Origin of the sequence: Methylobacterium sp. WCS2018Hpa-22 (genome assembly GCF_031843785.1) — a bacterium.
In the GTDB taxonomy this organism is placed as follows: Bacteria; Pseudomonadota; Alphaproteobacteria; order Rhizobiales; family Beijerinckiaceae; genus Methylobacterium.
In genome coordinates this window covers 14,662-37,797 of record NZ_JAVTJA010000018.1, presented here as the reverse complement: position 1 = coordinate 37,797, position 23,136 = coordinate 14,662, and the positions used below count along the sequence as shown (strand labels likewise).

Sequence of the window (23,136 nt, the reverse complement as noted above, 5' to 3'; positions counted from 1 at the left end):
AAAAGCTGGACTTCGCATCGGCCCCTCACCATAGTCCGGCCCACGAAGGGCAGGCGGTCGAGCCGGTCCGGTTCAGGCAAGTGCGATGGCTCTCAAGGACACGCTTCTGCGGATCTTCACGTGGTGGAACGGGCAGACCATGTCGCTCGCTCTCATGACGGCCCGGCATGGCCAGCTCGTCGGCACGGACGATTTCGGCAACACCTATTACAAGGCGCTCGGCCCGCTGATCGATCGCTCGGTCGGCCCGGAGCGCCGTTGGGTGATCTATAACGGCTATGCCGACGCCTCGAAGGTACCGCCCGGCTGGCGCGGCTGGCTGTGCCATAACAGCGACGTGCCTCCGAGCGAGGAGACCTACATCCCTCGTGAATGGCAGAAGCCGCATGTGGAGAATCTGACCGGCACCAGCGCGGCCTACCGGCCGAAGGGCTCTCAGCTCAATCCCGGCTCCAAGCCGCTGACGGCGGGCGATTACGCGGCCTGGAGCCCGGAATAACCCGGAGCCCGCGCGAACCGGCATCTCAATCCGGCGGTCGCCCGGCGGGGCGGCGCCTATCACCTATCCCTTTGTGACTCAGGGCGCCTCCGGAGGCTTGGCAAAGCCTGTATCCGCGGCGACTTCCTTCAGCCGCTCCGGCTGGCGGTCCTTGCGCTCGCTGTAGCGGTCGACGAGGTAGTCGGCCCTCTCGCGCGTCAGGAGCGTGAACTTTATCAGTTCCTCGCAGACATCCACCACGCGCTCGTAGAGCGGCCCCGGCTTCATCCGGCCGGCCTCGTCGAATTCCTTGTAGGCCATCGGCACCGAGGACTGGTTCGGGATCGTGATCATCCGCATCCAGCGTCCGAGCAGGCGCAGGGCATTCACCGCATTGAAACTCTGAGAGCCGCCGGAGACCTGCATCACCGCCAGGGTGCGCCCCTGGGTCGGGCGTACGCTGCCCTCGCTGAGGGGCAACCAGTCGATCTGGCTCTTCATCACACCCGTCAGGGTGCCATGGCGCTCGGGCGACACCCATACCTGCCCCTCCGACCAGAGCGAGAGCCGGCGCAGCTCCTGCACCTTCGGATGAGCGGCGGTGGCGTCATCCGGCAGGGGTAGGCCATCTGCGTCGTAGATGCGTACCTCGCCGCCCATGGCTTCGAGCAGGCGCGCGGCCTCGTGAGCGAGGAATCGACTGAACGACCGCTCACGCAACGACCCGTACAGGATCAGAAAGCGCGGCGCGTGGCTGAAGGGCTCGTTGACCCGCAGATGCTCCGGTAGCGGCACCGCGAAATGGGCTTCGCTGAGGCTTGGCAATCCGTCGGTGAAGGGCTGTCCGGGCTTGTCCAAGGATCGACCTTCCGTTATATTTCAATAATGATTGAGATATTGCATCGATGATCGAAGAACGGCAAGCCGTCGCGGCTTTCGCGGCCCTCGGCCAGGAGAACCGGTTGCGGATCATCCGCGCCCTGGTCACCGCCGGTCCGGACGGGTTGAGCGCGGGCGCGCTGGCGGGCGAGGTCGGCGTCTCCGGCACCAACCTGTCGTTCCACGCCAAGGAACTGAGCCATGCCGGGCTGATCCAATCCCGGCGCGACGGCCGATCGATCATCTACAGCGCCACCTATCCGGCCCTGTCGGGGCTGATCGAGTTCCTGATGCGCGATTGCTGCCGGGGTAGAGCGGAGGTCTGCGCACCGGCCGTGAACGCGCTCACCGCCTGTCCCAGTCCCACCAGCGACGAGGCCTATGGAGACCGCACCCATGTCTGAACCGTTCGACGTTGTGATCTACCACAACCCGGATTGCGGCACGTCCCGCAACGCCTTGGCGATGATCCGCAATGCCGGGATCGAGCCGCATGTGGTCGAGTATCTGAAGTCCCCGCCGAACCCGGACCTGATCCGCCAGATGCTCGGCCGGGCCGGGCTCTGTGTCCGGGACATCCTGCGCGAGACGGGCACACCCTACCTGTCGCTCGCCCTCAGCGACCCGACCCTGACGGACGAGGAGTTGCTCGACGCCATCGCGTCGCATCCGATCCTGCTCAACCGCCCGCTCGTGGTGACGCCGAGGGGCGTCGCCCTGTGCCGCCCCTCCGAGGTTGTGCTCGACCTCCTGCCGGTCCAGCACGGCGAGTTCGCCAAGGAGGATGGCGAGCGGGTGGTGGACGAGCATGGACGCCGCGTCGCCACCGCCTGAGCGCGGTTCGACCCATTACGAGAAACGACCCGGATGCTTGCGCTCGCCATCTTCCTTGTCACCCTGGTATTCGTGATTTGGCAGCCGAAGGGGATCGGGATCGGGTGGAGCGCCCTGGCCGGGGCCACCTTGGCGCTCGCCGCCGGGGTCATCCAGCCGGGCGACGTCCCGATCGTCTGGCACATCGTCTGGGATGCGACCTTCACCTTCGTCGCCCTCATCATCATCTCGCTGCTGCTCGATGAGGCCGGGTTCTTTCATTGGGCGGCCCTGCACATCGCCCGCTGGGGCGGCGGCAGGGGCCGGCGGCTGTTCCCCCTTGTGATTGTGCTCGGCGCCGCCATTGCGGCGGTCTTCGCCAATGACGGTGCGGCTCTGCTCCTGACCCCCATCGTGCTCGCGGTCCTGTTGCGGCTCGATTTTAAACCGCCCGCAGCCTTAGCCTTCATCGTCGCCTGCGGTTTCGTCGCCGATTCGACGAGCCTGCCGCTGGTGATTTCCAACCTCGTCAACATCGTCTCGGCCAATTATTTCGCCGTGCCCTTCGGGCGCTATGCGGCCGTGATGGTGCCGGTGAACCTCGTATCGCTGACCGCGACCCTGGTGGTTCTGTGGCTCGCCTACCGGCGCGACATCCCCGAAGCCTATCCGATGCACGCGTTGGAAACGCCCAGCGACGCCATCCGCGATCCCGTCGTGTTCCGGACTGCATTCCCACTGCTCGGCTTGCTGCTGCTCGCCTATACGCTTACCGCACCGCTCGGCGTGCCGGTCTCGGCGGTGACCGGCCTCGGTGCCGCGCTGCTGCTCGGCCTCGCTCTGCGCGGCCGGATCATCCCGGTCCGCAAGGTGCTGACCGGCGCGCCCTGGCAGATCGTCCTGTTCAGCCTCGGCATGTATCTGGTGGTCTACGGCCTCAGGAATGCCGGCCTCACCGGCGAACTGGCCAAGGGCCTCACCTGGCTGGCCGGGCAGGGGCCGTGGGTGGCCACCATCGGCACCGGTTTCGCCGCCGCCATCCTGTCCTCGGTGATGAACAACATGCCGAGCGTGCTGATCGGCGCGCTGTCGATCCAGCAAGCCCCGGACCTGTCGCCATTGACCCGCGAACTGATGATCTACGCCAACGTGATCGGCTGCGATCTCGGCCCGAAATTCACCCCGATCGGCAGCCTCGCCACCCTGCTCTGGCTGCATGTGCTGGCCGCGAAGGGACAGACCATCACCTGGGCCCAGTACATGAAGATCGGGATGGTGATCACCCCGCCGGTCCTGCTGGTCACCCTCGCGGCGCTGGCGATCTGGCTCCCTCTCCTCGGCCCGCAGGGGTAAAGCGCCATCGGCGAACGCCCGACACCCATGGACAGGCACGCCGCCCTTTTTACACCATGCTTGGTCTGTCTATCGGTGCATGACATCGCGACCGCCCTGGCTTAGGGCAGACGCCTCATCGTCCCGCTCCGGGTAAGCCGCATGCTCGTTCAACGCCGATTGCACATTGCCCTGAGGGCCGGCCTCATGCTCGCGGGCGCGGTGGCGCTCGGATTGCCGATGACGGGGCAGGCCCTCGCCGACAAGATCAAGAACCCGACCGCCGTGTTCTCCGGCCTCGACAAGATCACCGGACGGATCGTGTCCTTCGAGGTCGCTGTCGACGAGACCGTGCAGTTCGGCGCGCTGCAGATGACGCCGCGCGTATGCTACAGCCGGCCGCCGACCGAGAGCCCGAAGACCACGGCCTTCCTGGAAGTCGACGAGGTGACCCTCGACAATAAGTACCGCCGGATCTTCACGGGCTGGATGTTCGCGGCCAGCCCGGGGCTCCACGCCATCGAGCATCCGATCTACGATGTATGGCTCGTTGATTGCAAAGGCGGCAATGACATCATCGCCGAGGCGCGAGAGCAGGAGGACGTGCCTGCTATGGCGTCGAAGCCGGAAAGGACGAAACGCCAGAAAAATACCGACCCGACGCGGACGGCTCAGCAGGTCAATCCAAACGGGCAGGTCGACGTGGAAGCGCCGCGTGGCGTTCCGGTACAGCCCAAGCAGAAGCCCTCGCGCAAGTTCTTCCCGACGAATGAAGGCCCGGCCCCCGCGCCGCCGCCGCAGCCACAATCGATCTTCGACGCCATCTTCCGGTAGGATCGGCCGCGCAACGGAGTTCCCCAGTATGCCCGATGCCGTCACCTTCCTGGCCTTCGCGGGCGTCTCCCTTGGGATGGTGCTGACGCCGGGGCCGAACATGGCCTATCTGGTCTCCCGCGCGATCTGCCAGGGCCGCGCGGCAGCACTGGTCTCCCTCTGTGGAGTCGCGCTGGGTTTCGTCGTCTATATGCTGTGCGCTGCGTTCGGCATCACGGCGCTGATCCTGGCGGTCCCCTACGCGTATGACGCGCTGCGGCTGACCGGCGCCCTCTATCTCGGTTATCTCGCCTGGCAGGCCCTGAAGCCCGGCGGTCGCTCGCCGTTCGAGGTGAGCCGGCTCGCCCCCGACAGCCGGACGCGGCTCTTCGCCATGGGTTTCCTCACCAACCTCCTCAACCCAAAGATCGCGATGCTCTACCTCGCGCTGCTGCCGCAATTCGTGACGCCAACAGGCGGCTCGGTGCTGGGACAGACGCTGATGCTCGGCTCCGTTCAGATCGTGATCAGCATCGCGGTGAACGCGCTCATCGCCTTGGCGGCGGGATCGATCGCCGTCTTCCTGTCCCGCAATCCCGGATGGCTGAAGGCCCAGCGCTGGATCATGGGGGGCGTCCTGGGGAGCCTCGCACTTCGTATGGCGCTCGATCGAGGTCGCTAATGCGGCTCGCGACTCAGGTTTCCTGGGCCTGAGCAAGCGAGGCAAGCACCTCCTCGCCGCTGACCGCCCGTTCCTTGGGCCAAACGTCCCAAACTGCTTCAGCAGCGATCGCCTCGGCGAGGCGACGCTTGTAGACATGGCGCGGAACCTCCTCGGCTCCGAACTGGATCAGATGGTCCGTGACGAATTGTGTGTCGGCGAGGCGATATCCGCCCTTCCGCAGTCTCGCCATCAGGTGCGCGAGGGCAACCTTCGAAGCGTCGCGGGAGATGTGAAACATGCTCTCGCCGAAGAAGGCCGCTCCGAGCGAAACGCCATAAAGCCCGCCGACCAGCCGACTTTCGGCATAGACCTCGATCGTATGTGCGTGGCCTGCATCATATAGTGCGCCGTAGAGTTCGCGGATGCGCGCATTGATCCAGGTCTTCTCGCCATCGCCTCGCGGAGCGGCACAGCCCGAGATGACGCCATCGAAATCGAAATCTGTCCGCACCTCGAAACGGTCGGATCGAATGGTTCGGGCAAGCCGACGCGAAACGTGGAAATAGTCGATTGGCAGGACGCCGCGAGCCTTCGGCTCGACCCAGTAGATCGTCGGGTCCTCGGCATCCTCCGCCATGGGGAAGATGCCGGCAGCATAGGCTTTCAACAGGATCTGCGGAGTGATGTCCACGCAATCGCCGTCGTGGTCGTGGTGCATGGCCACTAATGTGACGTCTCCCGCGCGCGAAAGCCAGAGCAACATAACGTCACCCAGCGTCGCGCCCAACGAAAAAGGGCGGAGCCTCCGCTCCGCCCACTTACGTTTTAAACGAGCCGAGCTCAGAATTCCGGGCCGCCCGAGGTCGTGCCAAGGTTGGGGTAGGAGCGCTGGTTCTGCTCGGCATTGCCGCCCTTCGCAGAATCCTCGAACACGGCCTCACGGTTGGAGTTGAAGAAACCGCCGCGGACACTTCCTGTGTCCTCAACGTCGATACGGCCTTCTGCATCGCGATAAGAACCGTAGACCGGCGGGCGATCGATTGCGTCGACACCATTGGTACCCGCTAGCGGTACGATCCTGTCGGACGCGCCAACAAAGTCAGTTGGTGCCTGGGCGAGAACGGCGGTGGCGCTCAGGGTAGCAGCCACGAGGGCGAGTGTCAGGGTGCGCATGATTGGAACTCAGTCGGTAGGAAGAGAATCGGCCTCTCGGTGGCTGCCTGGTGAGAATAGAAAGGCGCTGGCCGGGCCGGACTGGTCGAATAAGCTCTGACGACCCAAGACGTTCCGGAGATATTGAGCCGGCGATGTGTCACATCCCACCGGGGGTGAAAAACTAGATCAGATGACCGCCATGCTATGGATGCCCCAGAGAGAACTGTATTTTGCTCTTAATAGGCGCCAGTGCAGTGATTTTTAGAAAAAATGACTAGCTCGCTTTCCAAATCACGGAGGTAGGAATATCCATCATCGTGCTCATCCGCACTAATCGAGAATGACCTACGCTTTCAGAGGCCGGCAAAACAAAACAGCCGACCTGTTGAGGCCGACTGTTCTGTATCGTCACTTTGGAATTATGTGCAATTAGCGGGCGGGGCCGCCGGAGGTCGAGCCGGTATTGGCCCCCATGCCTTTGTTCGTCTGATCGGCATTACCGCCCTTCGCAGAATCGACCGCGCCGGCACCCGGCGACATTCCGTTCTCCCCGGCTGGACGGCTCGTGCTGCCCGTGGCCGGCGGCATATCGCGCGTCGACGGGTTGTCGAGCGGCCCACCTGTGGTCGTGCCAGCCTGCGGTACGGCCCGTTCCGGCTGCGAGACGTTACCCGAAGGTGACTGCGCCAGAGCCGGGGAGGCTGCGATAAGCATGGCGGCGACAGTGAGCTTTGCGATACGCATGAAGTTCGTCCTTGCTGATTCCTGTTCTCATCACGGTGGCACAATCACGCTCGATTGCGCACAATGAGAAACTGTTCAACCAAAGAACGAGCTTCTAGCGGAGCAGTTCCGCTTAGCCGATTGTAGAACCTCTTCAGACTGCGGCGTCCGCGAGACCGCCAGCTTCGAGAAAACCCTCCAGCCAATGGATATCGTACGCTCCGTCGAGGACCTCCGGATTTCGCACGAGTGTGCGAAAGAGCGGAAGCGTGGTGTCGACGCCGGCGACAACGAACTCATCGAGGGCGCGACGCAGGCGCATGAGGCATTCCTGGCGGGTGCGCCCGTGAACGATAAGCTTCCCAATGAGGGAATCGTAGTTCGGCGGGATGCGATATCCCTGATAGGCGGCGGAATCGACGCGGACGCCGAGTCCACCCGGCGGATGGAAGTAGGTGATGAGACCAGGCGATGGACGAAAGGTGGCCGGGTGTTCGGCATTGATCCGGCACTCGATGGCATGCCCGGACACCTTGATGTCGTCCTGTGTCACGGAGAGGGGTAGGCCAGCGGCCACACGGATCTGCTCGGCCACGAGATCGACACCCGTAATCATCTCTGTGACCGGGTGCTCGACCTGGATGCGGGTGTTCATCTCGATGAAGTAGAAGCGACCATCCTCGTAGAGGAATTCTACGGTGCCGGCGCCGATATATTCGAGCTCCTGCATCGCCTTGGCGCAGATGCCGCCGATCTCGGCGCGAGTCGCCTCGTCGATCACCGGCGAGCCGCCTTCTTCCCAGACCTTCTGGTGCCGCCGTTGGAGCGAGCAATCGCGCTCCGCGAGGTGGACGGCCCGGCCTCGGCCATCACCAAGAACCTGAACTTCGATATGGCGCGGCTTCTCGAGATACTTCTCGAGATAGACCGCATCGTCACCGAAAGCCGCCTTCGCTTCGGTGCGCGCCATATCGAGGGCCTGCTCGAGATCGGCTTCCGTCCGAGCCACCTTCATACCGCGCCCCCCCCCACCGGAGGCGGCCTTCACCAGCACGGGATATCCGATCTCGGCCGCGATCCGCTTGGCTTCTACCGGATCGTCGACCCCACCCTCGGAGCCCGGCACACAAGGGATGCCCAAACGCTTTGCCGTTCGTTTGGCCTCGATCTTGTCACCCATGATGCGGATATGCTCCGCCTTGGGGCCGATGAAACCAATATTGTGGTGCGCCAGCACCTCGGCGAAGCGGGCGTTCTCCGACAGGAATCCGTAGCCCGGGTGCACCGCATCCGCCCCCGTGATCTCGCAGGCGGCGATGATTGACGGAATGTTGAGGTAGCTGTCCCGGGCCGACGGGGGCCCGATGCACACGCTCTCGTCGGCAAGCCGCACATGCATCGCATCGGCATCAGCTGTGGAATGCACCGCTACGGTGGCGATCCCGAGTTCCTTGGCCGCGCGAAGGACGCGAAGGGCGATCTCGCCGCGATTGGCGATCAGGATCTTTTCAAACATGGGACGCGCAATCACTCGATGACGAGGAGAGGTTCGCCGAACTCGACCGGCTGCCCATCCTCGAAGAAGATCGCGGTCACCGTTCCGGCGCGGGGGGCGACGATCTCATTGAACGTCTTCATGGCCTCGATCAGAAGGAGCTTCTCGCCAGCTGCGACTGTTGAGCCGATATCGACGAAGGCCTTGGCATCCGGGGAGGGTCGACGATACGCGGTACCAACCATTGGCGAGGGTACGGCTCCAGGGTGTCCCGCCCCGGCCTTGGTACGATCACCGGCTGTGCCGGGGCCGGCGACAGGCGCCGCAGCCGCCACGGGGGCCGACGTCGCCAGGGCAGGGGCGGGAGCCGCCACCTGAACGTGGACGGGCTCGATCCGACGGACCACGCGGATGCGCAGGTCACCCTTCTCCACCTCGATTTCGGTCAGATCCGTCTCGGTCACGAGTTTGGCGAGTTCGCGTACGAGCTCGGGATCGAAAGGTTCGTTCTTAGGCATCGGCACCTTGGCCATTCCGGTCAGTCTTGAGAGTTGGCGTCCGACGAAGCATCGGACAGGAGAGAAGGGAGAGACGGCAGGCGAGCCTGGAGCAACCGCACCAGGGCTTCCAGACCCAGACCGTAGCTGTGCGGACCGAAACCGCAGATGATTCCAGCGCAGACCGGTGCGATGAGCGAAACATGCCTGAAGGCCTCGCGCGCATGCACGTTCGACAGATGCACCTCAACCGCGATGGCACCACTGCCGGCGATCGCATCCCGTAGGGCGACGGAGGTATGGGTGTAGGCGGCGGCGTTGATAAGAACCCCGGCGCCCGCAAGGCCCGCCTCCTGCACGAAACCGACCAGTTCGCCCTCGTGGTTGGTCTGGCGGACGGTCAACGTGACGCCGAGGGTTTCGGCGCGCGCGCGTAGGTCGCGCTCGATGTCGTCGAGCGTGGCGGTCCCGTAGATGCCTGGCTCGCGGCGTCCCAGGAGGTTGAGGTTCGGTCCATGAAGGACGTGGATCGGGATCATGACATCGCGTTCGAAGCGCCGGCCGCACCAAAGAGCCGGGGCGGTGGTCCTAGACGATCGCCGCCGGAAGCGACAGATGCATTGCCCGAACAATCGCCGGGCATGATGCGCCTCAGCAGCTCGCGTGGCCGCATTGCCGGATATCGCTGATGGTCTTGCGGATCGGCTCCACGCCCACGGCACCGGGGATGATCTCCTCACCGATGATGAAGGCCGGCGTACCGGAGAGACCGAGCTTGTCGCCGAGGCCGACATTCTCTGCCAGCGCCGCCTTCACTTCCGCTCCCTGTGCATCCTTCTGCAGCTTGGCGATGTCGAGGCCCATATCCTTGGCAAGCGCAACCGCGCGCTCGCCGTTGACCCGCCCCTTGCTCTCCAGGAGCTTGACGTGGAACTCGAACAGCTTCTCGCCCTTGAGCTGCTGCTTGGCCGCCAGCGAGATCTTGCTGGCTTCCAGTGATTCCGCTCCGAGGACGGGGAAATCCTTCAGCACGACCCGCAGCTTGGGATCCCCCTTCACCAAGGTCTGGATGTCGGCGAGCGCCCTGCGGCAATAGCCGCAATTATAGTCGAAGAACTCAACCAGGGTGACGTCGCCGGACGGATTGCCGACCACTACGCCGTGCGGCGAGTTCACGAGGGCCTCGCGGGATTCCTTCAGCGCGGCGGCCTGGGCCAGCTTCTGTGTCTCCTGCTGGCGGCGCTCGCCCTCGGCAATGGCCTCCTGCAAAACATCAGGATTCTTGACGAGGTAATCCTTGATGATCGCCTCGATCGCCTGGCGCTGCACATCGGTGAAGGCTGCAGCCGAAGCCGGGGCCATCTGAGCGGGAGCCGGCGCCTGCGCATTAGCGTTCGAAACGCCGGAGGTCAGAGCGCCAGCGAGGGCGACGGACGAAATAAAGTGGCGAAGCAGGCGCATTGATCCTCGCGGGGTCGCGTCCCGTCGGCCGTGATCCGGCTCGGGACGACCGGTCGTTAGTCGCCGGGTTAGGCGTTTTCGCGGCGGCGGGTCAATCGCATCGCCCGATGCGCCATAATCCGTGGCGGCGAGGAATGGGTAAGTTGCCTGGAAGAGGAGGGCGGAGGGGAGTAAGCCAGCACCATGACGTCAGCCGCCGATCGCCCCGACAGCAGCATTGCCGCGAGAGCCTCACTGCGCGCAAGCCGCGTAGCGCCCTTTCTCGCCATGGACATCATGGCCGCCGCTGCTCTGCGTGACAGGCAGGGTGACGGCGTGATCCATATGGAAATCGGCCAGCCTTCGGCTCCCGCGCCGCGTCGTGTGATCGAGGCCGCACAGCGTGCTTTGGAAACCGGCAGGCTGCCTTACACCGATGCCTGTGGGATTCCGGCCCTGCGCGAGCGCATCGCCCGGCATTATCGCGACACCTATGGTGTCACGGTGTCACCCAATCGGATCGTCGTCACCAGCGGCTCCTCAGCCGGCTTCGTGCTGGCTTTTCTCGGACTGTTCGATGCAGGCGCGCGCGTTGCGGTGCCACAACCGGGCTATCCCGCTTATCGCAGCATTCTCAACGCATTGGATCTCGTTCCGGTGCCTATGACGCTGCGGGACGAAGACCGCTTCGCTCCAACGAGTGAGGCTTTGCGCACCATGCATCGTCGCGACTCACTTTCCGGCATCCTGGTGATGAGTCCCGCCAACCCGTCCGGCACGGTCATCGAGCCTGCCCGGCTCGCGCAACTCTGCGCCACGGCCCGCGACTTGGGGCTGCCTTTCATTTCGGACGAAATCTACCACGGTCTCAGCTACGGTATGCCCACCGAAACCGCACTGAAGTTCGATGACGATGCCATCGTCATCAACTCGTTCTCGAAGACCTTTTGCATGACCGGCTGGCGCATTGGCTGGATGGTGGTTCCGCCTTGGCTAGCTCGTCCCGTCGAGCGATTAGCGCAGAATCTCTACATCTCCGCGCCCTACCTGTCGCAGGTGGCGGCGTTGGCTTCCTTCGACGCGATGGAAGAGGCGGAGACGATTCGCCTCGGCTATGCCGCCAACCGGGCATTGTTGCTCGACGCGTTTCCCTCCCTCGGCCTGGGAAGTACCCATCCGGCCGATGGCGCCTTCTACCTCTATGCCGACGTCGCCAACCTCACCGACGACGCATCGTCCTTCTGTCGCCGGATGCTGGAGCAATCCGGTGTGGCCGCGACCCCGGGACTTGATTTCGACGCCGCGGAGGGAAGCCACCATGTGCGGTTCTCCTTCGCGGGGTCCGAACGGGATTGCGTAGAGGCGGTTCGTCGCCTGAAGGCTTGGCTCGGTTGAAGGCTTTTGGCCATCGACATGAGAATGGCTCCGAAGCGCTCCGGGGCCATTTTTTTGTATCTGAGCGCCGCGCTTAGCGGAACAGGTTCAGGAATCCGCCCGGCTCGGCATAGATGCCCGGGGCCGCCGTGGAGGTCTGGAACGTGATCGAACCAATCACCGCGTCACCGCACCATTTCGAGGTCCCGCCATTGGTAACCTGGCGGAAGTCGCCGCTGAAGACGGCGCATTCGGTCTTGGTAAGATCGGTGTTGTGGTAGCGTACGTCGAGAACGATGTTCTTGTAGGTGTAGGACAGGCCGACGTTCCCATAGAGGTAACTGGGCAGGTTGATCGAGTTGAACCGCCCCATATCCGCGTTGAATCCGGTAGCGGAGTTCTTTGCAGCACCGAGGAAAAAGTAGCCGAGTTCCGACGACAGCGAGAACCCGCCTGCATAGGCTTCAGGCAAGAAAGGGAAAAGTGAGGCTGGCAGCGCGTAAGCGGCAGTACCCGAAGCATAGGTGCTAATGGCGTGCGTGCCGAAGAAGTTCGGCGAGAAGAATACGTTCGTACCGAGCGTCAGCGCATCCGTCGCCGTGTACAGCATCTTTCCAGCGGCTTCGTAGAAATCAGAATTCTTGGTGGAGAACGCAGTACCGCCGGGCAGGACGACCTGCTGCTCGTTCGGATAGAAGTAGTACAGAATACCGAGATCGAAGGCGAACTTACCGAAGGTCGGGCGAATACCCGCAATCAGATCGAACTCCATGTCTGGTCGCGTCGGTAGGCGGGTCTGATAAGTCGCGAAACCCGCATAGGCGAAGTTGTTCAAGAACTGTGCTTCGAAAAAGGTCTGGTAGCTGCCCTGCAGGTTCGATTGCGACACACCGCGGAAGTTATAATCCGTCTGGTAGCGAGAGCCGAACGAGAAGCCGATCAGCGGATCGGCAGCCTTCGCCTCGACCGGCATGACTTTGGGTACGGAAAGATCGGCTGCAATCGTCGGCGAGACAGCGACGCTCGCAAGCGTACTGAAGGCCAGGAGTGATGTGTACAAACGGCGCATGGCCCGATCCTTCCAGTGGTCGCCGAAGGGGCTGTGGCGACACAAACCCCATTTCAATGAGATCCCCCTGGCTTCTAGATCGACGTGCAAACAGCTCGGTTTTCTAGCGCCAGTGAAGGCTGGGATGATGACTGTCTTTTCTGACGTCATCTCTTTCGCCCCTAACTCAAGCTTGACCTTAAGGGACTACGCCTTTGAGAAAAATGACTTTGCTGCAACAGAGCCCACCAATCACATGGTCCCTATTGAAAAACCCGAAAATAGACGAATACATGTGCAATATGCGCAAGAAATATACTTGAAATGCACGATAAGTATCGCCGTCGCTAAGAACCTTCATCTGCAATGAGGCGGAGTGGCCAGTCGCCCGCGGTGGTCTCGCACGGTGCACACGGAGCCGGAAATGAAATGGGCCGCATCCAGTTAGGATGCGGCCCATTTTGGTTCGCTCGGCGTCGTCGGAGGTTGGATTATTCGCCTGTGAGCGCAGCCTTGGTCCGCGACCACCATCCGGCGCGCTTCGGACGATCGGGATCGATCGGCGTCAGCACCACCGCTACCGGCTCGGGAGCAGGAATTGGCGCCGGAGCCGGCTCAGGGGACAAGTCCGATGTAGACGTGTCGTGAAGGTTGTCCGGGGCCTCGCGAGTCGCCGCCTCAATGGGCTTGAGCGAGGGTTCGTCAGCAATAGGCAAGTCCACCGAAACAGGTGCGAGTGCCGCTTCCGATGCATCTGGCGGAAGATCGACCGAAACCGGAGCCCCCTCTTGGACGGGGTCTGAAACGTTCTGCTCCTCATCGGCATCGTCGCGCGGGCGGCTCTCGTTACGATCCCGACCGCGTCCACCCCTGCGTCCGCGGCGACGCCGGCGGCCAGCGCCTTCGTCTTCTGACAGTTCGGAGCGGGGCGTCGTCTCGCTGTCCGGAGCATCCCCAACGACGATCTCGTCGGCCGCATTCTCGCGAGCCGTATTGTCCTGGGCGTCGCCGGCCTGATCGCCTAGATCTTGACTCTCTCCATCGACGTCCTCGTCACCGGAATGATCATCGCCGCTAGCGGAGTGCTCACCCGTCGATTCGCCGGTCTCGTGACGACCACCCCGACGGCGCCGACGGCGGCGGCGGCCACCGGAGCGCCCCTCGCCATTGCCGTCACTCGAATTCTCACGCGAACCGTCAACCTCGGACGCCTCAGCCTCGGCGTCGACGACGGCCTCTTCTTCCTCGTCGCCGTCGAAATCGTCGTCGGTATCCACCTGGGGCGAAATCGCCACGGCGCGGATACCAGTTGCGGGCCCCTCGCTTCGGATCGCCGGCTCACCTCGATCGAGCTGGAACGCGGATGTCGCGGCCAAGCGCTCGTCTGCAGCAATGGTAACGCTGACGCCGAAGCGGATCTCCAGCTCGCGCAGATGCGCGCGCTTCTGGTTGAGAATGTAGAGCGCCACCTCGGTACGGGTACGCAGGATAAGGTTGTGCGTCGTGCTCTTGAGGAGCGATTCCTCAATGGCGCGTAGGATTTGCAGGGCAACCGATGCCGTAGCTCGGACGTAGCCCGAACCGCCGCAATGGACGCAGGGGAGCGACGAACTCTCGAGCATGCCGGTGCGAATGCGCTGGCGGCTCATTTCAAGCAGACCGAACGGCGAGATCCGACCGACTTGGATGCGGGCGCGATCGTTTTTCAGACAATCGTTCAGCTTCTTCTCGACAGCGCGGTTGTTGCGCTTCTCCTCCATGTCGATGAAGTCGATGACGACGAGGCCAGCGAGGTCGCGCAGACGGAGTTGGCGGGCGACTTCCTCGGCCGCCTCCAGATTGGTGCGGAGCGCCGTATCCTCAATGTCGTGCTCGCGGGTCGAACGGCCCGAATTCACGTCGATGGAGACGAGCGCCTCCGTCGGATTGATGACGAGATAGCCGCCGGATTTGAGTGTGACATGGGTCGAGAACATCGCGTCGAGCTGTTGCTCGACACCGTGGCGCGCAAAGATCGGCGTCGCGTCCCGGTAGGGCTGCACCACCTTGGACTGGCCCGGCATCAGCATGCGCATGAAGTCGCGTGCTTCGCGGTAGGCCTCGTCGCCAGCCACAAGGATATCGTCGATATCCTTGTTATAGAGGTCGCGGATCGCGCGTTTGATCAGTGAGCCTTCCTCATAGACCAGAGCCGGCGCGGATGAGGACAGCGTCAATTCGCGAACGCTCTCCCAAAGGCGCATCAGATACTCGAAATCGCGCTTGATCTCGGGCTTGGTCCGAGACGCACCGGCGGTGCGAAGGATTACGCCCATGCCCTCCGGCACTTCGAGATCCTGAGCGACTTCCTTGAGGCGCTTACGGTCCGCTGCCGAAGTGATCTTGCGGGATATGCCGCCACCACGACCGGTATTGGGCATCAGCACCGAGTACCGACCCGCCAGCGACAAGTACGTGGTGAGCGCCGCGCCTTTGGTGCCGCGCTCTTCCTTGACGACCTGAACCAGGATGATCTGGCGACGCTTGATGACCTCCTGGATCTTATAATGACGGCGATAGGTGCGCGGCCGCTCGGGGATCTCGGCCAACGCGTCGCCGTTGCCACCTACCTGGGCGATCTTGTGCTCGCCATCCTCGCCTTCATGCTCGTCGTCCGAATCTTCGTCATCGGAGTCGTCCTCGTCGTCCGAATCATCGTCTTCATCGGAATCGTCGTCCTCATCGGTCTCGTCTTCGGCAACCGAGGCATCCGGATGGGCTTCAGGCGACGGCTCTTCAACAGCATCCTCTGAGGGAGCCGTCCTCTCCAAGTTGAGGGCAGGGGCCTCGACGGGAGCAGCAGCCTCGCCTTCGAGGGATGCGGGTGGCAGGTCCGACGACGCGTCCGAACCGGGCTCGATGAAAGTGGCGTCAGGCGCGAAGGGATCGGCTGAAGTGGCCTCGTCCTTCACAGACTCGTCGACGGCATTCTCCGAGGACACGACAGAATCAGGCGTCCCGACAGCCTCGGGCACAATGGGATGTTCACCCGATTCGTTGTTCTGCGGTGTGTGATCCTGCTGCGTCGCGTCGTCGGAAGAACGCGCCGCGACGGCCTCGGACACGTCCTCGACGCTCACCGTATCGCTGGTCTTGGCGGATGCGGCTTCAGCGCGGCGACCGCGCGAGCGCCGGCGTGGCTTACGCTCCTCGCGCTCGCGATGCTCCTCGGCGTCCCGCGCCTCGTCTTCCAACAGTGCCTGACGATCCGCGAGGGGGATCTGGTAATAGTCGGGATGAATCTCACTGAAGGCGAGGAAGCCGTGGCGGTTACCGCCATATTCGATGAACGCAGCCTGGAGCGATGGCTCCACTCGGGTCACCTTCGCGAGGTAGATATTGCCCCGAAGCTGCCGGCGGTTCGCCGCCTCGAAGTCGAACTCCTCAACCCGGGAACCATGCACCGTGACGACCCGGGTCTCTTCCGGGTGCATCGCATCGATGAGCATCTTGTTGTTGTTGGCCATGACGAACTTTCATGGCGGTCGACGTCGTCCTTCTGCAGCCGAATTGTCCCGGCGAAGCGCTGCCCGATCCCGGCCCATCGGCCGTCGAGGGGAGAGCACGCTTAGGCCCACAGAAGCGGGCCAAGGGGGCTTTAGGGAAGGGATTGCCGTCAACCGCCGCTAGGCGCCGGTGATCGGCGCGACTGGGGTTGAACCTGGCCAAGGCCGACGGGGAACCGGCGCCACGCGAATCGCGTACGCTTTGAACACGAGCAACGGCAACCGATGCTGTGCGTCCGCCCATCCGCTCCCTGACCTCACGAATAATTTGAAGCCGAGCAATCGCCGGCCGCTGATTTCAAGAACGGCGCTTCGGCGAAACAATCGCCGCATGCACCGATACCCACCCGGATTGAAGTTACCGGCGAACTTGACGCGGAGAGCCGACTGCGAGGCGACGCGGCGAAAGGCCATGACGCACCCGCGGGCCACGGTGACGACCGCACGGCACCCGGGAAGGGACATTACCATTACAGATCGTCGCGGGCGCTTGGCAAGCAGCAACGCAGCCGCCGCCTCAACTTTGCCGCCGTGGTCGGGTGCGCGGCATCCGACTCGCACCTGTCGCCCCACGGCAGCATACTGGCCACTTTGCGAATCAGGGACGATAGGAACGGTTAACCATCCTGATCGTATCCCTTAACGAACGCTCGCGCTTCCGAAGGACCTTATGGTTCCAGGACAACGACTGCCGGACCGATGCCGCCTCTCGCTCGCCTGCTCCGTTCCGCATTTATTCTGTGTGTTGTCGCGACGACTGCTCCGGTCGTGGCCCAGGACGGTCTGCGAACCAATCCAGCGGCATCCAGCCAACAATCGGCGGTCGCCATTGCCGCTGACCTTTCCGTCGGTTCGAGCGGCTCGACGAAGCTGACACTGACATTGTCAAAACCCATCGAGGCACGCGTCTTCGTTATGGAGCGGCCGGACCGGGCGGTCATCGACCTCGCGGAAGTGAACTTTCAGCTTGGGCCAGAAACCGGCCGCCGCCGAGAAGGCTTGGTTTCCTCGTTCCGCTACGGCCTGTTTGCGCCCGGACGCTCCCGCATCGTCGTCGATCTCGCGCAACCAGCTACAGTCGGACGAATCGAGACGACGACACGTACGCGTGACGGCGCCATTCTGCTGACGGTCGATTTCCAGAAAGCAGACCGCGACGCCTTCCGCCGAGCCGCCGTTTCCAACGACCCATCTCCGCCAAGCCGGAAGGAAGCCGTGGCGGAGCCGACCGATTCCCGACCACTCATCATGATCGATGCTGGCCATGGCGGAATCGATCCGGGCGCTATCGCCGCCAGCGGTGTTTTTGAAAAGGACATCGTCTTCGGCTTCGCCCAGGCTCTGGTTGGGAAGCTCGAAGCCTCCGGCCGTTACCGTGTCCGGATGACCAGAGATCGTGACGTGTTCGTGCCGCTGTCAGAGCGCGTGCGGATCGCCCGCGAGGCGAGCGCCGACCTCTTCGTCTCGATTCACGCCGATTCCATTTCCTCCGCGCCGCAGGTGCGTGGCGCCACCATTTATACGGGCTCCGAGAAGGCCACTGACGCCGAATCGGCCAAGCTCGCTGAGCGTGAGAACAAAGCGGATTCGACCGCCGGCACGGATTCCAGCGAAGGCCCCGGCCACATCGCCGACATCCTCCAGGAACTGACCCTGCGGGAGACGCGGACCTTCTCGTCGGGCTTTGCCAAAGGGCTGATGTCCTATCTCAGCCCCGTGATGGAGCTGAGCAACAAGCCTCATCGTGAGGCCGGCTTCGTGGTCCTACGCTCGCCCGACGTGCCTTCGGTGCTGGTTGAGCTCGGCTACCTATCGAGCAAGCGCGACCTTGAGATGCTTCAATCCGAAGCTTGGCGCGCTGACGTCACCGGAGGCATGGCGAAGGCGATCGACGCGTTCTTCGCCAACCGCACTTCGCTGACCCGGCCTGTGCCGCCGCGCCGCTCTGCGGCAATCGCCCCAGTTTCACCATAGATACGGTGTGAAACCGGGGCTCACGGCGCCCCGGCCTCGGAACAGGCGTTCCACCGCCTCCGGTCGATCACGGGTCGTCGCGTCACTCTTGCCTTTCCGGGATAATCGAGGTCTCGGTCATCCTCGCCTCTCGGCCGGACCGGCAGCGGCAGATCATCGACGGACGGGACCCGGATGCGCTTCATCCTTCGTTTCTTCGGCTTCCTGTTCAGCATCGGTGCGATGCTGTTCGTACTGCTATCCGCAGCCGGGGCGTATTTTTACTACACCTACAGCCAGGACCTGCCCGACCACGCCGCGCTCGCCAATTACGAGCCGCCGGTGATGAGCCGCGTCCACGCGGCGGATGGCAGCCTGCTCGCCGAATATGCCAACGAGCGCCGTCTCTACCTACCGATCCAGGCGATGCCGAAGGTCGTGGTGGCGGCCTTCCTCTCGGCCGAGGACAAGAATTTCTATAAGCATGGCGGCATCGACCCCGAAGGTGTCGTTCGCGCAATTCTGACCAATGCCAAGAGCGGCAAAAAGCAGGGCGCCTCGACCATCACACAGCAGGTGGCGAAGAACTTCCTGCTCACCAACGAGCAGACCTTCGACCGCAAGATCAAGGAGGCGCTGATCGCGCTTCGGATCGAATCGACCTATTCGAAGGACAAGATCCTCGAACTCTATCTGAACGAAATCTTCCTCGGCACCATCGTGCCCGGTCGCAACCTACACGGGGTTGCCGCCGCGGCGCTCGATTATTTCGGCAAGTCCGTCCACGAGCTGACCATCAACGAGGCCGCTTATCTCGCCGCTTTGCCGAAGGGCCCGAACAACTACCACCCCTACCGTCAGACCCAGAAGGCCCTCGACCGCCGCAATGAGATCATCGGCCTGATGGCCCAGAACGGGTACATCACCAAGGAAGAAGGTGAGGCTGCCCGCAAAATGCCGCTGGGCGTGAACCCGCGCGTCGCCTTTGCCAACGCGGCGAACGCCAACTACTTCACCGAAGAGGTCCGGCGAGAGATCACCGAGCGCTACGGCGAGAAGAAGCTGTATGAGGGTGGCCTCTCCGTACGCGCGACCCTCGATCCAAAGATGCAGGCCTGGGCGCGCAAGGCACTGGTGGACGGCCTTATCCGATACGACCAGTCGCATGGCTGGCGCGGTGCGCAGGCCAAGGTCGATCTCGTCGGTCGTGATTGGGGCCTCGCCGTAGCGGAAGTTCCGGCCCTTGGCGACGTGCAGCCATGGCGGCTTGCCGTCGTCCTGAGCACCACGGGCGGCGTCGCCCAGATCGGTCTTCAGCCCCGCCGCGAAGCCTCTGGCCAAGTCTCGAAGGAGCGCGAGACCGGAACAATCGCCGCTGACGGTACTCGTTGGACCGGTCGCTCACCCTCGGCCGCGCTGAACGCCGGTGATGTCATTTATGTCGAAGCGATAGACGGCGGTCGCGGACAATATCGCCTCCGTCAGCGCCCCGAAATCTCTGGTGCCATCGTCGCGATGGACCCGTTCACCGGGCGCGTCCACGCCATGGTCGGCGGCTTCTCCTATGACGAGAGCCAGTTCAACCGAGCGACACAGGCCCAGCGCCAGCCGGGCTCTTCGTTCAAGCCGATCGTCTACTCGGCGGCCCTGGACAATGGTTACACCCCGTCCTCGATCGTGCAGGATTCACCGATCACCATCGAGGCTGGACCAGGCCAGGAAGCGTGGTCGCCCTCGAACTATGACGGCAAGTCGGGTGGTCCACACACGCTGCGCTACGGCATTGAGCATTCGAAGAACCTGATGACCGTTCGGCTGGCCAAGGATGTCGGCATGCCGCTCATCGCCGAATATGCCCGCCGCTTCGGCGTCTATGACGACATGCTCCCTGTCCTGCCAATGTCCCTTGGGGCCGGCGAGACCACGGTCATGCGTATGGTCACGGCCTATTCCATGCTGGCCAATGGTGGCCGCCGCATCCGTCCGACCTTGATCGACCGGATTCAGGACCGCGTCGGCGAGACCATCTATAAGCACGACAACCGTAAGTGCCTTGGCTGCGATGCCGAGAAGTGGTCCGGCCAGGATGAGCCCAAGCTCGTGGACGATTCAGAGCAGGTCCTCGATCCGCTGACGGCTTACCAGATGGTCTCGATCATGGAGGGTGTGGTCCAGCGCGGCACGGCGACGATCCTGAAACAGGTTGGGAAGCCCCTGGCCGGTAAGACCGGAACGACGAACGACGCCAAGGATGCGTGGTTCGTGGGCTTCTCGCCGGATCTCGCGGTCGGTGTCTATCTCGGCTTCGACAAGCCTCGCTCACTCGGCGACCGGGCCACCGGCGGCGGGTTGTCGGCGCCCATCGCGCTCGACTTCCTCAAGCAGGCTCTCAAGGACAAGCCACCGACCCCCTTCCGCGTGCCTCCGGGGATCAAGCTGATCCGCGTCAATGTCGCCTCCGGCATGCGCGCCGGCTCGGGCGAGGGTTCAGGTACGATCCTCGAAGCCTTCAAGCCGGGCACTGCCCCGCCGGACGCTTATGTGGCGGCACCTTCCGCGCCCGCTGCCGTACCTGCGGATGCAGACCGTGCGGCGCAGGCGGGCGGATTGTATTAGGCTGCCTCTCTCCCTTCCCGGACACCCGACGCTCGGGCGAGCGGTGGTCCGGGAAGTGTCGCCATAACGGCGCCGGTCGATCGAAGAAAAGTGCCGATATCAAACGCCCTTCTGCTGGCGTGAATAGGCGGCTTCATTCGACCTGCCGTCAAAACGAGGCGCGGATCCCCCCGAATACGCTGCGGCCGGTGCCGGGATAGAACGCGATCGGATTGCCGCCCATCGCGGCCGCGTCGTTCAACACCGAAATGTCAGAGACATATCGGATATCCCCCAGGTTTCTCGCATCCAGGAACAGCGAAACTCCGTTGGCAAAGTCAAAACCGGCCTGGACGTTGACGAGGGTGTAGCCGGGCACCTGAAGGGTGTTGGCATGATCCGCGAAAGCTCCGTGCGGTACCCAATCCACTGATGGGCTCAGGTGAAAACCGCTCGGATGGGTGTAGGTCACGACGCTCCGCAACACGTCCTGCGGGATGCCGGCGATGCGGTTGTCTCCGAATTGCGGGTCGCTTACGAAGCGAAAGTCGTTATGCGTCCAGATCTGCGAAGCCGAGATACGGTCGCCACTGCCGGTGAGGTCGCGAACGAGGTCGAGGGTCACTGCCGCCTCGACACCCTGATGGATCGTACGCGGCGAATTGAACGTAGCTGCCGGAATGTTCAGTCCCGGATTGACGCTGAAATTGACAAGCTCATCCCGAACTTCCGACCGATAGAGCGTCACGTCCCAGGCAATCCCATCGAGCCGGCCGCGCGTGCCTGCTTCGTAAGTCCAGGCGCGTTGAGCCTGAAGCGGCACGAACTGCGTCGTTACCCCGATGGTCTGGGTCAGATCAGTGAAGTCGGGCACATCGCGTGAACGGGTGATGTCGGCGAAGACCTGGACATCCGGCACAGGCTGCCAGATCACACCAAGTTTCGGGTTGAGGCCCTGATAGGTCCGGTTGTCAAATTTGGCGCCGGAGTTCGGGCCGAAGCCGCCCTTGTCGCTATAAGTCCGGTTCGACGAGAAGGCCTTCGCGCCCGTCATCAGCGCGACATCAGGGAGGAACCAGAAGCGGTTCTCACCGTAAGCCTCGTAATTCGATGAACTTTGCAGCGCATTCAGAGTCTGCGCGCCCCGCTGACCGGCAAGATTGGTGAAGCGAAGCGACGAGTTCTGCCCGGCAAACGCGCGCAGACCCAGTATCGTGTCGTTGCAGTAGCCGGCGATGTCGAAGGTGCCGGCCCAGTGAGGTGAGATACCGTATGTCCAGCCATCCTCGTCGATGACCTGAAAGATCGGATGGTAGAGCGACTTGTGGATCGCCCAGGTATCGATATCGAGCTTGCCGACGTCGAGGGCAAACGAGGTTCGGTTGGCGACGCGCTCAGTCTCCACCTTCCGGGACTGATTGCCCGCGATGGCGCCAGGATTCGCGATGGTCGGATTTTTCAGACTGTTGAACAGGCTCAGGGTGCCGGGGAGCTTCTGGTCTGTAAGGTAAACTCCAACATAGAATCTCGTTTCGACACCGGGGGCTAGCTGATAGCCGAGATTGGCGTTGAAGTTCTGCGTCCGCTGGGCCTCGTGATCCCGAAACCCATCAGCATTGGTGATCGTACCACTGATGAGGAAATCGGCTGGTCCTGATAAACGCGAGAACTGGAAATGCTCGCGGATCGTACCAAAGCTGCCGCCATCGACGCGCACGACGTTTGGCGCAAGGGCGGTCTGCGCCGTCGGTGTCACGAAGTTGATCGCCCCGCCGAGCGTCGTGGCGCCGTAGGTCAAGGCGTTGCCGCCTTTGTAAACCTCGACGGAGCGCAGGGCGAGGGGATCGATCTGGTAGAAATCACCGCTTCCATCGGCGGCATTCACCGGAAATCCGTCCTGAAGCAGCTCGATGCCGCGGAGGTGAAAACCGCGCGAGATGCCCGATCCGCGCAGGGAAAGGCGCATTTCCTGACCATAACGCTGCTGCACAAAGACACCGGGCGTATCTTTGAGAACATCGCGTAGCGTATTGGCGTAGCGGTTCTGAAAGTCCTTGGCATCGACGAAGGCGACGGACCCGACGGTGGCATTCACCGTAGCGCGTTGCGCCGCGACGCTCGGCACCGTGAGGGACCCGGCCGAAGCGCCCTGAACGCTGAGTTCTGGCAGTTCGGCATTGGCCACTTCTTGGGCGAGGGCCGATGTCGAGGAAAAAAGTAGGAAGGCGAGCGCACTTCCGAAATAGGAGTTCTGCATGGAATTAGACTCCGGACCCCGCGCCCTGAATCACTCCGTGCTGTCGGCGCGGAGGAGCAGCGGATCCTGAAAGAG

General features: G+C 63.0%; 20 protein-coding genes. 9 read left to right on the top strand and 11 right to left on the bottom strand.

The features are described 5' to 3' along the window. Positions 1-85 precede the first annotated feature (85 nt). A complete protein-coding gene (locus RQI43_RS20710) occupies positions 86-499 on the top strand; it encodes an NADH:ubiquinone oxidoreductase subunit NDUFA12 (protein WP_207412393.1) in 414 nt (137 codons plus the stop codon). Between the two features lie 78 nt (positions 500-577). Here the strand turns inward: RQI43_RS20710 and arsH are convergent, their stop codons facing one another. Beyond that, positions 578-1,336 (bottom strand): arsenical resistance protein ArsH, encoded by a 759-nt coding sequence (gene arsH / locus RQI43_RS20705; protein WP_311276442.1) that lies wholly within the window; start codon positions 1,334-1,336, stop codon positions 578-580. A gap of 47 nt (positions 1,337-1,383) precedes the next feature. On the opposite strand from arsH, the gene RQI43_RS20700 reads away from it, so the two are divergent. The 5 genes from RQI43_RS20700 (at position 1,384) to RQI43_RS20680 (ending at position 4,997) form a co-directional block, all read left to right on the top strand. Continuing rightward, positions 1,384-1,761, top strand: coding sequence for a helix-turn-helix transcriptional regulator (locus tag RQI43_RS20700; RefSeq protein WP_200919165.1), 378 nt, complete (start codon positions 1,384-1,386; stop codon positions 1,759-1,761). After that, a complete protein-coding gene (arsC, locus tag RQI43_RS20695; protein ID WP_311276441.1) occupies positions 1,754-2,191 on the top strand; it encodes an arsenate reductase (glutaredoxin) in 438 nt (145 codons plus the stop codon). Before RQI43_RS20700 ends, arsC begins: the two co-directional genes overlap by 8 nt. A 33-nt stretch (positions 2,192-2,224) precedes the next feature. Beyond that, positions 2,225-3,523 (top strand): arsenic transporter, encoded by a 1,299-nt coding sequence (locus RQI43_RS20690; RefSeq protein WP_311276440.1) that lies wholly within the window; start codon positions 2,225-2,227, stop codon positions 3,521-3,523. 141 nt (positions 3,524-3,664) lie between these two features. Then, a complete protein-coding gene (locus tag RQI43_RS20685; RefSeq protein ID WP_056430663.1) occupies positions 3,665-4,336 on the top strand; it encodes a DUF2155 domain-containing protein in 672 nt (223 codons plus the stop codon). Positions 4,337-4,364: 28 nt separating this feature from the next. After that, positions 4,365-4,997, top strand: coding sequence for a LysE family translocator (locus RQI43_RS20680; protein ID WP_311276439.1), 633 nt, complete (start codon positions 4,365-4,367; stop codon positions 4,995-4,997). A 13-nt stretch (positions 4,998-5,010) separates the two neighbouring features. On the opposite strand, the gene aat is transcribed toward RQI43_RS20680, so the two are convergent. From aat to RQI43_RS20645, 7 genes are all read right to left on the bottom strand, one after another. Continuing rightward, complete coding sequence (gene aat, locus RQI43_RS20675; protein WP_311276469.1) at positions 5,011-5,697, bottom strand: leucyl/phenylalanyl-tRNA--protein transferase; 687 nt, start codon at positions 5,695-5,697, stop codon at positions 5,011-5,013. Between the two features lie 122 nt (positions 5,698-5,819). After that, positions 5,820-6,152, bottom strand: coding sequence for a hypothetical protein (locus tag RQI43_RS20670; protein WP_311276438.1), 333 nt, complete (start codon positions 6,150-6,152; stop codon positions 5,820-5,822). Positions 6,153-6,563: 411 nt separating this feature from the next. Beyond that, a complete protein-coding gene (locus tag RQI43_RS20665) occupies positions 6,564-6,878 on the bottom strand; it encodes a hypothetical protein (RefSeq protein ID WP_311276437.1) in 315 nt (104 codons plus the stop codon). Positions 6,879-7,011: 133 nt separating this feature from the next. Beyond that, positions 7,012-8,373: an acetyl-CoA carboxylase biotin carboxylase subunit gene (gene accC, locus RQI43_RS20660; RefSeq protein WP_056430648.1), complete on the bottom strand. Its 1,362-nt coding sequence runs from the start codon at positions 8,371-8,373 to the stop codon at positions 7,012-7,014. 11 nt (positions 8,374-8,384) lie between these two features. Beyond that, the gene (gene accB / locus RQI43_RS20655) at positions 8,385-8,870 is read right to left on the bottom strand and encodes an acetyl-CoA carboxylase biotin carboxyl carrier protein (protein WP_056430681.1); all 486 of its coding nucleotides are present in this window, start codon (positions 8,868-8,870) and stop codon (positions 8,385-8,387) included. Positions 8,871-8,890: 20 nt separating this feature from the next. Then, entirely contained in the window at positions 8,891-9,388 is a 498-nt protein-coding gene (gene aroQ, locus RQI43_RS20650) for a type II 3-dehydroquinate dehydratase (protein WP_207412404.1), read from the bottom strand. Between the two features lie 112 nt (positions 9,389-9,500). After that, on the bottom strand, positions 9,501-10,310 hold the full coding sequence (locus RQI43_RS20645; RefSeq protein ID WP_311276436.1) for a DsbA family protein: 810 nt from the start codon (positions 10,308-10,310) through the stop codon (positions 9,501-9,503). Between the two features lie 183 nt (positions 10,311-10,493). Between RQI43_RS20645 and RQI43_RS20640 the strand changes: the two genes are divergently transcribed. Continuing rightward, positions 10,494-11,684, top strand: a complete 1,191-nt coding sequence (locus RQI43_RS20640; protein ID WP_311276435.1) for an aminotransferase class I/II-fold pyridoxal phosphate-dependent enzyme — start codon at positions 10,494-10,496, stop codon at positions 11,682-11,684. A gap of 73 nt (positions 11,685-11,757) precedes the next feature. Here RQI43_RS20640 and RQI43_RS20635 read toward each other — a convergent pair whose 3' ends face one another. Together RQI43_RS20635 and RQI43_RS20630 are read right to left on the bottom strand one after the other, a co-directional pair. Further along, a complete protein-coding gene (locus RQI43_RS20635; RefSeq protein ID WP_311276434.1) occupies positions 11,758-12,732 on the bottom strand; it encodes a TorF family putative porin in 975 nt (324 codons plus the stop codon). A gap of 470 nt (positions 12,733-13,202) precedes the next feature. Beyond that, positions 13,203-16,217, bottom strand: coding sequence for an Rne/Rng family ribonuclease (locus RQI43_RS20630; RefSeq protein ID WP_311276433.1), 3,015 nt, complete (start codon positions 16,215-16,217; stop codon positions 13,203-13,205). A gap of 738 nt (positions 16,218-16,955) precedes the next feature. On the opposite strand from RQI43_RS20630, the gene RQI43_RS20625 reads away from it, so the two are divergent. Next, on the top strand, positions 16,956-18,230 hold the full coding sequence (locus RQI43_RS20625) for an N-acetylmuramoyl-L-alanine amidase (protein WP_056429727.1): 1,275 nt from the start codon (positions 16,956-16,958) through the stop codon (positions 18,228-18,230). A 174-nt stretch (positions 18,231-18,404) separates the two neighbouring features. Next, a complete protein-coding gene (locus RQI43_RS20620) occupies positions 18,405-20,825 on the top strand; it encodes a penicillin-binding protein 1A (protein ID WP_311276432.1) in 2,421 nt (806 codons plus the stop codon). 148 nt (positions 20,826-20,973) lie between these two features. Here RQI43_RS20620 and RQI43_RS20615 read toward each other — a convergent pair whose 3' ends face one another. Beyond that, positions 20,974-23,061, bottom strand: coding sequence for a TonB-dependent receptor (locus RQI43_RS20615; RefSeq protein ID WP_311276431.1), 2,088 nt, complete (start codon positions 23,059-23,061; stop codon positions 20,974-20,976). Positions 23,062-23,136: the final 75 nt, after the last annotated feature.